General features: G+C 60.5%; 1 protein-coding gene. It reads right to left on the bottom strand.

From position 1 onward, the window contains the following. The coding region (locus NKI54_RS36365) for an AMP-binding protein (protein ID WP_352694674.1) at positions 1-682 on the bottom strand (682 nt) is incomplete at its 3' end. Between the last annotated feature and the right edge of the window lie 14 nt (positions 683-696).

Raw genomic sequence — 696 nt, 5'->3', positions numbered from 1 at the left:
CCCCCGCCCCGCCAATGTAAAGCTCCCCCACCGCCCCGAACGGCACCGGCGCGCCATGACCGTCCAGGAGATACAACCGCGTGTTCGCAATCGGACGCCCGATCGTCTCAACGACAGCCTCTCCCCTCGGCATGCAAATCCAGGTCGAGTACGTCGTCGTCTCGGAAGGGGCGTACAGATTACAAATCTTTTGTACGCGACTGTTCTCAAAAATCCTCTCGATCAGACCTGCCTTCAGCCGCTCACCGCATGAATTGATGACGCTTGTCGAAGCCGGCACGGCTTGCTTGTCGACCAGAGCGGCGATCGCCGAGGGGACTGTGTTGATCAAGGAGACATCCAAGGGCGTCTGCGCCAGCGCCAGTGCGTCCTCGACAAGATACAGCGTGCTACCTTGCGACAGCGGAACGAAGCACTCATAGACGGACAGATCAAAACTGATCGAGGTAGAAAACAGCATGCGGCTGATCTCTGAGTTCGCAAACACGCCGCTGCTCCAATGCAGCAGGTTCACGGTGCTCGCATGCTCGACCATGACGCCCTTTGGGGTTCCGGTTGAGCCGGAGGTGTAGATCACATAAGCGAGATGGCGCGAGGTCAGGCCAAGGGCGCGCGGCTCGGGATCGCAAGCGGGCAGTTCGGCCCAAGCCGGGGTCGCCGTCTCCAGATCGACCACGCTCACATGGACAAGCGCCT

It is taken from the genome of Mesorhizobium sp. M0663 (genome assembly GCF_040320585.1).
Taxonomy (GTDB): domain Bacteria; phylum Pseudomonadota; class Alphaproteobacteria; order Rhizobiales; family Rhizobiaceae; genus Mesorhizobium.
Note: the sequence above shows the minus strand (reverse complement) of the source record. Positions and strands in the feature narration are given on the sequence as shown.